The sequence below is a fragment of the Acetobacter syzygii genome (genome assembly GCF_000964225.1).
GTDB lineage: Bacteria > Pseudomonadota > Alphaproteobacteria > Acetobacterales > Acetobacteraceae > Acetobacter > Acetobacter syzygii.
The window spans coordinates 37,352-50,465 of the sequence record NZ_BAMZ01000003.1 but is presented as its reverse complement, the minus strand read 5'-3'; the positions used below and the strand labels follow the sequence as shown (position 1 = coordinate 50,465).

The window sequence follows — 13,114 nt, the reverse complement described above, 5'->3', positions numbered from 1 at the left end:
AGGATGGAGTGATATGTCACAAACTGCGACCATTTCATCGACCAAAAGGGAATTACCCCCTCTTATGCGCCTGACGGATGCTGCGGCTACTCGCCTGCGGCATTTGTATGCCACGGCGCACGCAGGCGAGTTGCTGCGTATTTCCGTTTCTACCAAAGGGTGCTCCGGCAAAGCCTACGATATGGCCTTTGTACCACAGAGCGGAGAAGGGGATGAAGTCGTTAAGGACCACGGTCTGACCCTGCTGGTGGACCGCAAGGCCACCCTCTTCCTGATCGGCTCGGAAATGGATTACCGCGAAAACGACTTGGAAGAGGGGTTTGTATTTATAAACCCTAATGAGAAAGGGCGTTGCGGCTGCGGCGAGAGCTTTCACGTTTAAAAGCGCAGACGGCTTCGGTTTCGGCAGACCATAAAAACTGATCAATGACCGAGACCGTTTCCAGCCTGTATCCTGCGGATGCCAGCTGACTCGCATCGTTACTCAGGGCGGCCGGGTTGCAACTGACGTAAATAACGTAATCGGGCTTGCCTAGGGCAATCTGCCGCATTTGCAGTTTAGCCCCTGCATGGGGTGGGTCCAGAACGACCACATCGGCCTTACCAAGGTCTTTCCCCATAATTGGTTGGCGGTTCAGATCCCGGCAGACAGGTGTTACGCGTGATTTTCCTACCGCTTTAAGAGCAGCCACGGCAGGCTCATACCCTTCGTAGGCCTGCACCTGGCAGCGTTCTCCCAAAGGTAGGGTTAATGTCCCACATCCTGCATAGAGCTCTATCAGACTCGCCCGTTTGCCCAGCCGTGCCGGTAAGGCATCGAGCACAGATTGCTGAATAGCCTGTTCGCTTTGGGCTGTGGCCTGCAAAAAGGCTCCAGGTGGAGGTGTTAGCGTATGGCCTGCAATGGTTTGGAATACGGGGGCACGCTGAACAGCCGTTTCGTACGGAGCAGAGGACTTCAAGCGCTGCCAGCTAATCCGAGGAATGTTTAAGTCTTCGGCCAGAGCCGTCAGACGTTGGCGGTCTGTTGCAATGAGTGGCGAATCGGTGCTGAGCAGAATATCCAGCCCCGAATCCAGTAGGTTGATCTGAAGGTCCGCCATTTTGTGCACGGCGTTCAGGCTGCGCAGAGTCGTCCGGAGTGCTGGCAGGCTGGCCATAATTGTTGGGTGCAGCACCGCACAACTGGTCATGTCCGTTACGGTCTGGCTGCCTTTGGCATGAAGGCCAATGACAATGCCTTCTTCAGTCCGGCGCACGGCCAGATCGGCCCGTCGGCGGCTATGGGGCTGAACCTGAACACTGCTTATACTGGCAGGCATTGCAAACCCGGCTTTTTCCAGCGCATGGCGCACAAGGTCCGTTTTCCATGCCAGCAGGGCAGGGCGGTCCATATATTGCAATGTGCATCCGCCACACTGTTCAAACAAAGGGCAGGATGGCGTTGTTCTGTGGGGGGAGGCGCTGAGAATATTGACCAGTTGACCCCGCCCGTTGGGTTGCAGGCGAATGCTCACCTGTTCGCCGGGCAGTGTATCTGCAACAAATACGGTACGCCCGTCAGGCAGGCGCGCCGCACCATCTCCCTGCGTTGCAAGGTGGGAGATGGTTACTTCCAGTATGTCAGACACAAATTTTCCTTGGGGTCAGGATGCCGCGTCAGAGACGTGGGCCATATCCTGCTCGGTCTCTGCATTTTCAAGCGTTCCGGGTGTCGCCGGGCGCGAGGAATTGCGGCGGGGGAGCAGCATAAAGGCGGGCGTAAGGTCACCAAACCCTGCAAATTCACCGGCGGGTGCGGGCGGAATTTCATCCCGCTGGTTGCGACCACCTTTATGGGGTTGCGGGCGTGCAGTCGATTGTGGCTGAGCCGGGCGTTGTGCCTCCCGCTCGCGTACGGGTTCGCGCTCCGGCTGTGTATCCCGCTGGGGGCGGGCAGGCTCGCGCTGTACAGCGGCTTTGTCTTTGCGATTCTGGTTCCCGCGTGCCTGCCCACCACGTGCAGGGCGTTTTTCTTCAGACCACTCCAGTTGCTGTATACCATCCACGTTCAGGCGCGGAATGGGTTTGCCAGTTAACTGTTCAATGGCTTCTGCCAGAGTTTTGTCATACGGCGTGGCTATGCTGAAGGCATGACCTTCGCGGCCCGCGCGGCCTGTACGACCGATACGGTGGACGTAGTCTTCCGCGTGGAAGGGCAGATCAAAATTGAACACGTGGGACAGGCCGCCAATATCAATCCCGCGGGCGGCAACATCCGAGCAGACCAGAACCTTCAGATCCCCGTTCTTGAATTTTTCCAGCGTGGAAAAACGGACAGACTGTGGGAGATCCCCATGCAGGGCACCAACGGAAAAACCGTGCTTGGTAAGGGATTTGGTTAAAATATCCACATCGCGCTTACGGTTACAGAACACAATGGCATTCTGCAATTTGGGGTCTTTGAGCAGCAGGCGCAGGGTTTCGCGCTTGCTGAACTCATCAACAATAACCAGCCCTGTTGTAATGGTCGATGCCACGGAAGACTGGCGTGTAACCGTAATTTCCTTGGGGGAATGCAGGAACGCATCGGCCAGTTTGCGAATGGGTGGCGCCATTGTGGCGGAGAAAAAGAGTGTTTGCCGGGAGGGAGGGAGCAGCCCGACAATTTTTTCAATGTCGGGAATAAATCCCATATCCAGCATCCGGTCTGCTTCATCAATGACCAGAATTTTGGTGTGGTTCAGCAGGAGTCCGCCCCGTTCAAACAGGTCGAGCAGGCGGCCAGGTGTTGCAATCAGCACATCCACGCCACGGTTGAGCACATCTTTCTGGTCGGCCATGCTCTCGCCACCGATCAGCAGCGCATGGTTGAGCTTGAGGTGCTTGCCATACTGTACAAAGTTTTCGGCAACCTGAAGAGCCAGCTCGCGTGTGGGTTCCAGAATGAGCGAACGCGGCATACGGGCACGTGCGCGGGAATCGCTCAGGATTTCCAGCATGGGCAGGGTAAAGGAGGCTGTTTTGCCTGTGCCAGTCTGGGCAACCCCCAGAACATCGCGCGCCATAAGCACGGCAGGAATAGCCTGTGCCTGAATGGGGGTGGGGTGTTTATACCCCATCTCATCAATGGCTTGCAGAATGGGTTTGGAGAGTTCCAGATCTGCAAAGGTAATGGTGGGCTCTTCTTCCACAGTGGCTGCGGCCGGAGCGCTTGCCTGTGCGGGGGACGGTGTTTGCTCCTCCGCCTCTGCTTCGGGAGCAGGTGTTTCGGCGGCCTGAGCGCTCGGAGCCGGTGCATCCTGTTCGGTTAGGATCACGGCTTCAGGTGCGGGGGCGGCCTTGGTGCGTCTTCTGGCGGGCGCACGTGTTTTTTTAGGTGCAGTCTTTGGGGCAGCCTCTTCCTCGGAAGGAGGCTCTACCGCCACATCTGTCGTAGCTACAGGGTCCACTACCGATTCGGCTTTGGTGGCACGGCGGCGCGGAACCCGCTTTTTGGGGGCGGGTTTGACCTCGGCGGGAGCCTCTGCATCTGCCATGGGGGCGGTGTCATCCACCTCGGCACCCTGCGTGTCCAATGCGGTTGAACTGGCGGGAACCGCCGCCTTTTTCCGGCTGCGAGTTGTCGTCTTGCGGGGGCGGGCGGTTGTTTTGGCTGTCAATATACTCTCGGAACTAGGTCTGTCGTTGTCAGCTTACTGGGGGCTTTGTTCATGTCCGGCAAAAGACCGTTTGCCGGTTGTTCCATGGAATTTCAAAGCCACTCAGGCGCTAGTTCCGATAAAGGTCTTTGTGCCTAAAATCAAGTTTTTGGCAGGAATACATCTTATCTTCACACAAAAGGATGCCCCAAGCAGGCCGACAGCACGGCAAGGATTCCCAGCGCTACAATAATCAGCACCTGTTTGCGCACCGAGTCGAAGCCGGATGCCTGTGGCCGTATGGCCCGGCGCAGCTTTTGGTAAGTGCCCATGTACATCCGCACAAACAGAACTGCCATAATCAGCCCCAGTAGCTGCATGGCGTTGGTTGTCCATGGTGCATTGGCAAACCCGCCCTCGTGCAGGACCAGCATCCAGCCGGTAATCAGTGCCGTGGGAATGGCATGGGTCAGACCTTTAAAAAAGCGGGCCATGGTCTGTAAATGCACGGAGTTGCGCTGCGTCTGGTCCAGAAGGTTCAGGCTTGGGCGCAGAATAACGGCTGCGTAAGCGCCACCACCAACCCACATGATGATGCTGACGAGGTGAAGAGCAAGAACAAGGCTCCAGAGAATGGAATGAGGCATGGTGTCTCCGCGTTGTCACGGTTGTGGGGGTCGGGGTGGGCGCAGCGGCTCCCTTTGGGAGCGTCATGCCCGGTGCGTATCTGCCTGACTGATTGCCAAGGGGACGGGGCGGTTGCAAGGGGCTATTGTGTCTGTGTCAATTCCACGGTCCGTGCGGAGCTTATGCCATGCAAGCCAGTTATCCCTCATCCCTGAGCCTTTATACCCCAGTGCAGATGGGGGAGGTGGATCGGCAGAGTGCCGCGCACGTGCCGGTTTGTGTGCTGATGGAAAATGCCGGTCGGGCCGTTGCGCGGGCCATACAGCGGTATGAGCGGCGTGCACGGGTGCTGGTGCTGTGCGGGCCGGGTAACAATGGTGGGGATGGGTATGTTGCTGCCCGGCATTTGGCCAGTATGGGGTGGCCGGTGGCGGTGGCCGAACTTGTTCCCCCGCGTGAGGGCACGGATGCCGGGCGTGCGGCTGCCGCTTTTGCCGGGCCACGTGTGCCGTTTGGGGTGGAAGAGGCCGGGCGTGCGGATCTGGTGGTCGATGCCGTGTTTGGCGCCGGGCTTAGCCGGGATGTCAGTGGCCTTGTAGCGGAAACCCTTCAGGCTGCCCGCCGGATTGTTGCGATTGACATTCCATCAGGGTTGGATGGTGCAACAGGGCAGGTGCGGGGGTATGCGCCACATGCGGCCATGACGGTAACATTCTGCCGGTTTAAGCCGGGGCACCTACTCTACCCCGCATTAGGAATGATGGGGCGCCTGATTCTGGCCGACATTGGTGTGCCCGATACTGTTCTGGCGGCTGTGCCCGCCAATACATGGCTGAACGAACCGGGATTGTGGTCGCTGCCTGTTCTGGGTGCGCAGAGCAATAAATATACGCGTGGTGTGGTGAGTATTTGTGCAGGCCAGTCCATGCCGGGAGCTGCAAGCCTGTGCGCATCTGGTGCGCGATCGGTCGGTGCGGGGCTTGTGCGTGTTGCGGCAGGCGAAGCCGCTCCAGCATACAGGTTGGGGCCACCGGGGGTAATTGTGGATGAAGCCTCCTTGCAGCAATTGCTGGACGATAAACGCAGGCATGTATGGGTCTGTGGTCCGGGGCTGAGCGAGGCTGAGGTGGAGCAGGTTCTGCCCCGGCTGGTGGATTCGGGGCGTTGTGTGCTGGCTGATGCCGGTGCTTTAACAGCATGCGCCGGACAGCCTGATAAGCTGCGTGGTGTTGCGGTTATTACGCCTCATACGGGTGAATTTGCACGTGTGTTTGGGGCTGTTGGGGCTAATCCGCCAGAGCAGGTGCGCAAGACGGCCCAGCAGATCAATGCTGTAGTAGTGCTCAAGGGCGCTTCCACCATGATTGCCGCGCCAGATGGGCGGCTGGCAATTAACATCCATGCCACGGCGGCACTGGGTACTGCCGGGTCGGGAGATACGCTGTCTGGCGTTATTGCGGCCTTGCTGGCGGCTGGAATGCCCGCATGGGAGGCTGCTTGTGCAGGTGTCTGGCTGCATGGGGAGGCAGGCTTGCAGGCTGGTCCGTGGCCGGTTGCGGAGGATCTGGACCGTTACCTTGGAAAGGCGCGGCAGAAGGCTGCGCAGATGCAGGGAATGGCCGGTATTGTGCAAAATCGGTTTCGGTGTCTTGCCGTGCCCGACACTTTGGGCTAAGTCCACGCATCTTGCCGACGGTGAGTATAGTGTGCGCGGGCGTGGTGGAATTGGTAGACACGCCAGATTTAGGTTCTGGTGACGCAAGTCGTGGGGGTTCAAGTCCCTCCGCCCGTACCAATAGATTTTTTCATGCTCCCGTCCGCAGTCCACCGCCGCCTTTGGCGTAGTTGCGGTGGGTGACTGATTTTTTGTACCGAGAGGAAGGCCTGGCCGATGCAGGTTACCGAGACCCTTTCTGAAGGGCTGAAGCGTGGTTTCACAGTTACAGTTCCGGCTGCGGAGCTTGAGGCTAAGCGGGATGCGCGCCTTAAGGAAGTTGCTGGCAACCTGAACCTGCCGGGCTTCCGTCCGGGCAAGGTGCCTGTCTCTCTGGCACGCCAGCGCTACGGCGCCGCAATCTGGGGCGAAGTGCTTGAACAGGCCGTCTCCGATGCCATCCGCACCGTGTTTGAAGAACGCGGCCTCCGCCCTGCTGGTCAGCCTCAGGTTGATCTGGTCTCCGGTCAGGAAGACAAGGGTACGGATCTGGAATTCAAGGTGGAAAGCGAAATTCTGCCAGAAATCACAGTGCCGGATCTGTCCGACCTCGCGTTGACCCGCCTGAAAGCTCCTGTGAGCGATGAAGCGGTGAACAAGGTTCTGGAAGACATTGCCAAGCGTGGTCGCACGTTTGAAGTGATCGAAGAAGTCCGCCCTGCCGTTAAGGGTGATGTTGTTGCCATTGACTTTGTGGGCAAGCAGGACGGCGTTGCTTTTGACGGCGGCACGGCAGAAGACGTGAACGTCGAGATCGGTGGTGAAGGCTTTATTCCGGGCTTTGCTGAACAGATCGAAGGCATGAAGCCGGGTGAAGAAAAAGTCATTAACGTGACCTTCCCTGCCGATTACGGTGCAGAAGAACTGGCTGGCAAAGAAGCGACCTTCGACATCAAGGTAAAGCAGCTTAAAAAAGCTGTAGATGCCCCGGTGGATGAAGAGCTTGCCAAAAACATGGGCTTTGAAAGCCTTGAGCAGCTCAAGGATCTGGTTCGCAAGCAGATCGAAGGCGAGTACGAGCAGATGTCCCGCCTGCGCATCAAGCGCGACCTGTTGGACATCCTGTCCAGCAAGGCGGACTTCCCTGCTCCCGAAGGTATGGTGGAAGCCGAATTCCAGCAGATATGGAGCCGTGTGGAAGCTGACCGCAAGGCTGGCGAACTGGACGACGAAGACAAAGGCAAGGACGAAGAAACCCTGCGCGCTGATTACCGCAAAATTGCGGAACGCCGTGTGCGTCTGGGGCTCCTGCTGGCAGAAATTGGCCGTAAAAACGGTATTTCCGTAAGCGCGGAAGAACTGGGGCGTGCCGTGCGGGCGGAAGCCATGCGCTACTCTGGTCAGGAAAAGCAGGTCTTTGAATTCTTCCAGAAGAATCCGCAGGCCGCTGAATCCCTGCGCGGACCGATTTTTGAAAACAAGGTTGTCGATTATCTGATCGAGCTTGCCAAGGTCACGGACAAGGACGTGAGTTTGGAGGAGCTATCAGATATTCCCCCAGCTAATATCTGATAAAACCGCTCTGTCCCGCCAGTGTGAACTGGCGGGACATTCTTTTTGGGGCTGTTTTTCTTTTCTGGGGTGGCATCTTGCCACTTTATCTCTATCTTGAATCAGTGTGCCTGACCCTGGTTTCTGTCCATGGCAGAGGCAGGGAGGGGATGATTAAGTTTTTTGTACGGGAATGAGTGGTATGAGGGATCGTGATCCCGTTGAGATTTTCAGCAATGCACTGGTGCCGATGGTGGTCGAACAGACCTCCCGAGGTGAACGGGCTTTTGATATCTATTCCCGCCTTTTGCAGGAACGGATCATCTTCCTGACCGGGCCTGTCTATGATCAGGTTGCTTCGCTCATTTCTGCGCAGCTTCTGTATCTGGAAAGCGTGAACCCGACCAAGGAAATTTCCTTCTACATCAATAGCCCCGGCGGCGTTGTGTCGGCTGGTTTGGCTATTTATGACACCATGCAGTACATCCGCAGTCCGGTTAGCACGGTGTGCATCGGTCAGGCGGCTTCCATGGGGTCGCTGTTGCTTGCCGGTGGCGAGAAGGGGCGCAGATTTGCCCTGCCAAATGCACGCGTCATGGTGCATCAGCCTTCTGGCGGTGCGCAGGGGCAGGCGAGTGATATTGAAATTCAGGCGAAGGAAATTCTTATTATCCGTCAGCGCCTGAACGAAATCTACCGTGAACATACAGGCCGTACACTGGAAGAAATCGAGCAGAAGCTTGAGCGTGACAGCTACATGTCCGCCGAGGAGGCTCAGTCTTTCGGTATTGTGGACGAAGTGATCAGCCACCACAAAGCGGCGGAAGCAGGTAAAAAGGATAAAGACCATCCTTAATCTGGCATACTTTAAGCTTCCTGTTACAATAAGGGAGCTGTCTGTCCTCAGGCAGGCAGAAATGATCCGGGACTCGGCTCCCGGCTCTGTTGGGCCTGGGATGATCGGGGGAGTGGGCTGATGAGTACAAAGTCCGGAGATTCCAAGAACACGCTGTACTGCTCGTTCTGCGGCAAGTCACAGCATGAGGTGCGTAAGCTCATTGCTGGCCCTACCGTGTTTATCTGCGATGAATGCGTCGAACTCTGCATGGACATCATCCGTGAAGAGAACAAAACCATGCAGGTCAAATCGCGAGAGGGCGTTCCTACTCCCAAGGAAATCTGCAAGGTTCTGGATGACTACGTTATTGGTCAGATGCAGGCCAAAAAGGTGCTCTCTGTAGCGGTTCATAACCACTACAAGCGTCTGTCTCAGGTGACCAAGGCTGGTGATGTTGAAATTGCCAAGTCCAACATCCTGCTGATCGGGCCAACGGGTTCGGGCAAAACGCTGCTGGCTCAGACCCTGGCGCGTATTCTGGATGTGCCGTTTACCATGGCGGATGCCACAACCCTGACAGAAGCGGGGTATGTGGGGGAAGATGTTGAAAACATCATCCTCAAGCTGTTGCAGGCATCGGACTACAATGTGGAACGCGCCCAGCGTGGGATTGTTTATATTGATGAAATCGACAAGATTTCCAAAAAATCAGACAATCCTTCCATCACCCGCGATGTAAGCGGCGAGGGTGTGCAGCAGGCCCTGCTTAAACTTATGGAAGGTACGGTTGCCTCCGTTCCTCCGCAGGGTGGTCGCAAGCATCCGCAGCAGGAATTCCTGCAGGTGGATACGACCAACATGCTCTTTATCTGCGGTGGTGCTTTTGCCGGGCTGGATAAAATTATTTCGGCACGCGGCAAGGGCACGGGCATTGGTTTTGGTGCAGATGTGCGCTCGCTGGATGAACGTCGGACGGGAGAAATCCTGCACGATGTTGAGCCAGAAGATCTGATGAAGTTTGGTTTGATCCCTGAATTCATCGGGCGTCTGCCAGTGCTGGCAACGCTGGGTGATCTGGATGAGGCCGCGCTGATCAAAATTCTGACCGAACCGAAGAACGCACTGGTCAAGCAGTACCAGCGCCTCTTCCAGATGGAAGATGTGCAACTGTCCTTTACGGATGATGCGCTCAAGGCGATTGCCGATAGAGCCATTGTTCGCAAGACAGGTGCCCGTGGGCTGCGCTCCATTATGGAGAGCATTCTCATGTCTACCATGTTTGACCTGCCAGGACTGGACACGGTTGAGGAAGTCGTTGTGAACCGCGAGGTGGCAGACGGCAAAACCAGCCCGGTTTATGTCTATGGTAAGAAAAAAGACGTGCCGGCAGAGCAATCTGCCTAAGCAGGTCTGAGTTTTGGCGTAAGCAGCACGAGCGGGTCACCTGTTCGTGCTGTTCTTGCCTCTGCCCTATTGTTTCGGGTTGTGGGCATAACAACATAAGAAAAACAGGGGTGTCTCCTTTTGGAGGTGCCTCCCTCAGTGCAGGGGTATGCCGCTACACGGGTGCCCAGCACCGATCGTCCTTATCGGGAGGTCATAACGATGGCTGATAACGAAAAACCGGCACCACGGCGCAGGCGCAAAAGCGATCAGGCTGCTACAGCTGTGCCCTCACAGTCTGTTCCTGCGGTTGAAAAAACGGCTGTAGAAGCCGAGAGCAAAAGTGGTCATGTGGCTGTTCTGCCGCTGCGCGATATTGTGGTGTTCCCGCACATGATTGTCCCCTTGTTTGTGGGGCGGGAAAAATCCGTACGGGCTCTGGACTCGGTCACAAAAGATGACCGGCATATTCTGCTGGTTGCCCAGAAAGATGCAGCACAGGATGACCCAACACCCGATGATATTTATCGGGTTGGTACGCTCTCCACCATTTTGCAGTTGCTCAAACTTCCCGATGGCACAGTCAAGGTGTTGGTCGAAGGTGTACGCCGTGTGCGCGTTAAGGCGCTGCATGAGGTCAACGGTCACTTTGAGGCGGACATTGAAGAAATGCCTGCCGAGGCAGCCGTTGGACCAGAAGCTGAGGCCTTGGGGCGTTCCATCGTGTCGCAGTTTGAGCAGTATATGAAGCTCAACAAGAAAATTGCGTCCGAGGTTCTTGTATCCCTGAACCAGATTAATGACCTGTCCAAGCTGGCGGACACGGTGACAAGCCATCTGTCCCTCAAGATTTCCGAAAAACAGGAAATTCTTGAATCGCCCACAGTGCAGGGGCAACTGGAAAAAGTTTTTGGTCATATTGAAGCAGAAATTGATGTGCTTCAGGTGGAAAAGAAAATTCGCAATCGTGTCAAACGCCAGATGGAAAAGACACAGCGCGAGTACTATCTGAACGAACAGCTTAAAGCTATTCAGAAAGAACTGGGCGAAGGCGAAGACGGCAAGGACGAAACAGCAGAAATTGAAGAGCGGATCGCCAAGACCAAGCTCTCCAAGGAAGCGCGTGAAAAAGCTGTTGCCGAGCTGAAAAAACTGCGTGGCATGAGCATGATGTCCGCTGAGTCTGGTGTGGTTCGGAATTATCTGGACTGGATTTTGAGCATCCCGTGGAAAAAACGGACCAAGGTGCGCCATGATCTGGTTGAGGCAGAAGATATTCTGGATGCTGACCACTACGGTCTGGAAAAAGTTAAAGAGCGTATTTTGGAGTATCTGGCAGTCCAGAGCCGCTCCCAAAAGCTCAAAGGACCGATTCTGTGCCTCGTAGGCCCACCGGGGGTGGGTAAGACGTCTCTTGCCCGTTCCATCGCCAAAGCAACCGGTCGGCACTACGTCCGCATGTCCCTTGGTGGTGTGCGGGATGAGGCCGAAATTCGTGGGCATCGCCGTACCTATATAGGCTCCATGCCGGGTAAGATCATTCAGGGTATGAAAAAAGCAAAGGTTTCCAACCCTTTGTTCCTGCTCGATGAAATTGACAAGCTTGGGTCCGATTGGCGTGGTGACCCGGCATCTGCCCTGCTCGAAGTGCTTGATCCGGAACAGAACGGTACGTTTGCCGACCATTATCTGGAGGTCGATTATGACCTGTCGGATGTCATGTTTGTAACAACGGCCAATAGTCTGGATATGCCCCAGCCGCTGCTGGACCGTATGGAGATCATCCGGCTCTCTGGTTACACAGAAGATGAAAAGGTCGAGATTGCCAAACGGCACCTGATTAACAAGCAGATTGAGGCGCATAACCTCAAGGCTGGTGAGTGGTCGATCAACGAGGAAGCCCTGCGTGACCTGATTCGCTACTACACGCGCGAGGCGGGTGTGCGTAATCTGGAGCGCGAACTAGCCAAGTTGGCCCGTAAGGCAGTCAAGGAGATCGTGACCGGTAAAGCCAAAAAAGTCTCGGTAACTGCACGTAATCTGGAAAAATACGCGGGCGTGCAGCGCTTCCGTTACGGTGAGACCGAAGCGGAAGATATGGTCGGTGTTGTAACCGGCCTTGCATGGACCGAGGTGGGCGGGGAAATCCTGACCATTGAGAGCGTGATGGTGCCTGGTAAAGGCGGCATCGTAGAAACTGGCAAACTTGGTGATGTTATGAAGGAGAGCATCTCTGCCGCGTTCTCGTTCGTGCGGAGTCGGGCTGCCAGCTTTGGAATCGTTCCTACAATCTTCGACAAGCGCAGTTTTCATGTGCATGTCCCCGAAGGTGCGACTCCTAAAGATGGCCCATCTGCTGGCGTTGCCATGGTGACATCTCTGGTAAGTGTACTGACCGGCATACCTGTTCGGCGCGATGTTGCCATGACCGGAGAGATCACGCTCAGAGGGCGTGTGCTGGCAATTGGCGGGTTAAAGGAAAAGCTTCTTGCTGCACTGCGTTCGGGCATTCGGACAGTGTTTATTCCGCAGGAAAATGAGAAAGATCTGGCGGAAATTCCAGATAGCGTGAAGAAAAATCTGGAAATCGTACCCGTTTCGCATGTGGACGAAGTTCTGGCGCGAGCTCTGGTAAGCAAGCCCCAGCCGATTCACTGGGAGGATGTGCCAGAACCCGTGCCCGCAAATGGCACACAGGCAGCGGTTCCTGTGCTGCCACATTAACCAAAATGCACAAGATAGCCGAAGATTGCGTTTGCTTGGTTGACGTAGGAAAAAACGGCTTCATAGTGCGTTCAGGCAGCGGAGAGGCGGACGAAACCCGCCCGCCGCTCCTATAAATTGAAAGAAAGTGAAAGGCGTAAGATGGAGAAGCCGCTTAACAAGCAGGAGCTCGTCTCAGCAGTAGCAGAGGCCGTTGACCTGCCGAAGGCTAAGGCCGGAGAAGTGGTCGACGCCGTATTCGGTGCGATTGAAAAAGCTCTGTCCAAAAAGCAGGAAGTGCGTCTGGTGGGCTTTGGCACATTCGTGACGGCATCCCGCAAGGCCGCCAAAGGCCGTAATCCCCGTACCGGCGAGGAAATTGATATTCCGGCTTCCACCTCTGTCCGCTTTAAGCCGGGCAAGGCTCTGAAGGATGCTGTAAGCAACTAATTAAGCCTTCAGACTTTTTTTTCAGAACGGCCGGCAATTTCTTTTAAAAAAGGGGTTGCCGGCCGTTTTGTTTTATGACACATAGGGCGCGGGCGATTAGCTTAGCGGTAGAGCATCTCGTTTACACCGAGAGGGTCGGCGGTTCGATCCCGTCATCGCCCACCACTCCCAACATTTTATGTTGTGGAGCAGGGGTTAGTAACCTCTGCTTTTTCAGTATGCCTCAGTATGAGGCCGCTGTTATTTCCTTACAAAATCTCTGTTCACAACAAAGTGGCTGCAACCCAA

10 protein-coding genes and 2 tRNA genes are annotated in these 13,114 nt (G+C 55.8%); 9 read left to right on the top strand and 3 right to left on the bottom strand.

Features of this window, described 5'->3' with window-relative positions; all coding sequences use genetic code 11:
* Positions 1 to 13 precede the first annotated feature (13 nt).
* A complete protein-coding gene (locus tag Absy_RS00395; RefSeq protein WP_048852754.1) occupies positions 14 to 382 on the top strand; it encodes a HesB/IscA family protein in 369 nt (122 codons plus the stop codon).
* On the opposite strand, the gene Absy_RS00390 is transcribed toward Absy_RS00395, so the two are convergent.
* The 3 genes from Absy_RS00390 to Absy_RS00380 all read right to left on the bottom strand — a co-directional run bounded on the left by Absy_RS00390 (position 336) and on the right by Absy_RS00380 (position 4,267).
* Positions 336 to 1,631 (bottom strand): class I SAM-dependent RNA methyltransferase, encoded by a 1,296-nt coding sequence (locus Absy_RS00390; protein WP_048852753.1) that lies wholly within the window; start codon positions 1,629 to 1,631, stop codon positions 336 to 338. The two genes, Absy_RS00395 and Absy_RS00390, sit on opposite strands and share 47 nt — an antisense overlap.
* Positions 1,632 to 1,646: 15 nt before the next feature.
* Entirely contained in the window at positions 1,647 to 3,641 is a 1,995-nt protein-coding gene (locus Absy_RS00385) for a DEAD/DEAH box helicase (RefSeq protein WP_048852752.1), read from the bottom strand.
* A gap of 170 nt (positions 3,642 to 3,811) precedes the next feature.
* Positions 3,812 to 4,267, bottom strand: coding sequence for a membrane protein (locus Absy_RS00380; RefSeq protein WP_048852751.1), 456 nt, complete (start codon positions 4,265 to 4,267; stop codon positions 3,812 to 3,814).
* 167 nt (positions 4,268 to 4,434) lie between these two features.
* Here Absy_RS00380 and Absy_RS00375 point away from each other — a divergent pair, with 167 nt between their 5' ends.
* From Absy_RS00375 to Absy_RS00340, 8 genes are all read left to right on the top strand, one after another.
* The gene (locus Absy_RS00375) at positions 4,435 to 5,922 is read left to right on the top strand and encodes a bifunctional ADP-dependent NAD(P)H-hydrate dehydratase/NAD(P)H-hydrate epimerase (protein ID WP_048852750.1); all 1,488 of its coding nucleotides are present in this window, start codon (positions 4,435 to 4,437) and stop codon (positions 5,920 to 5,922) included.
* 35 nt (positions 5,923 to 5,957) lie between these two features.
* Positions 5,958 to 6,042 (top strand) — tRNA-Leu (locus Absy_RS00370).
* Positions 6,043 to 6,138: 96 nt separating this feature from the next.
* Complete coding sequence (tig, locus tag Absy_RS00365) at positions 6,139 to 7,473, top strand: trigger factor (protein ID WP_048852749.1); 1,335 nt, start codon at positions 6,139 to 6,141, stop codon at positions 7,471 to 7,473.
* A 172-nt stretch (positions 7,474 to 7,645) separates the two neighbouring features.
* Positions 7,646 to 8,308 carry an ATP-dependent Clp endopeptidase proteolytic subunit ClpP gene (clpP, locus tag Absy_RS00360; protein WP_173958012.1) on the top strand — a complete coding sequence of 221 codons (663 nt, stop codon included), beginning with the start codon at positions 7,646 to 7,648 and terminating at the stop codon, positions 8,306 to 8,308.
* Positions 8,309 to 8,428: 120 nt separating this feature from the next.
* Positions 8,429 to 9,694 carry an ATP-dependent Clp protease ATP-binding subunit ClpX gene (gene clpX, locus Absy_RS00355; protein ID WP_048852748.1) on the top strand — a complete coding sequence of 422 codons (1,266 nt, stop codon included), beginning with the start codon at positions 8,429 to 8,431 and terminating at the stop codon, positions 9,692 to 9,694.
* A gap of 201 nt (positions 9,695 to 9,895) precedes the next feature.
* Positions 9,896 to 12,397: an endopeptidase La gene (lon, locus tag Absy_RS00350; protein ID WP_048852850.1), complete on the top strand. Its 2,502-nt coding sequence runs from the start codon at positions 9,896 to 9,898 to the stop codon at positions 12,395 to 12,397.
* A 141-nt stretch (positions 12,398 to 12,538) separates the two neighbouring features.
* The gene (locus Absy_RS00345) at positions 12,539 to 12,826 is read left to right on the top strand and encodes an HU family DNA-binding protein (protein ID WP_048852747.1); all 288 of its coding nucleotides are present in this window, start codon (positions 12,539 to 12,541) and stop codon (positions 12,824 to 12,826) included.
* A 90-nt stretch (positions 12,827 to 12,916) separates the two neighbouring features.
* Positions 12,917 to 12,991: transfer RNA gene (locus Absy_RS00340), tRNA-Val, on the top strand.
* Positions 12,992 to 13,114 lie beyond the last annotated feature (123 nt).

Bases quoted from the DNA above. Each gene is read 5' to 3' on its own strand.
- Absy_RS00345 (WP_048852747.1), top strand. From the start codon at position 12,539: ATGGAGAAGCCGCTTAACAAGCAGGAGCTCGTCTCAGCAGTAGCAGAG.
- Absy_RS00380 (WP_048852751.1), bottom strand. From the start codon at position 4,267: ATGCCTCATTCCATTCTCTGGAGCCTTGTTCTTGCTCTTCACCTCGTC.
- tig (WP_048852749.1), top strand. From the start codon at position 6,139: ATGCAGGTTACCGAGACCCTTTCTGAAGGGCTGAAGCGTGGTTTCACA.
- Absy_RS00395 (WP_048852754.1), top strand. From the start codon at position 14: ATGTCACAAACTGCGACCATTTCATCGACCAAAAGGGAATTACCCCCT.
- clpX (WP_048852748.1), top strand. From the start codon at position 8,429: ATGAGTACAAAGTCCGGAGATTCCAAGAACACGCTGTACTGCTCGTTC.
- lon (WP_048852850.1), top strand. From the start codon at position 9,896: ATGGCTGATAACGAAAAACCGGCACCACGGCGCAGGCGCAAAAGCGAT.
- clpP (WP_173958012.1), top strand. From the start codon at position 7,646: ATGAGTGGTATGAGGGATCGTGATCCCGTTGAGATTTTCAGCAATGCA.
- Absy_RS00375 (WP_048852750.1), top strand. From the start codon at position 4,435: ATGCAAGCCAGTTATCCCTCATCCCTGAGCCTTTATACCCCAGTGCAG.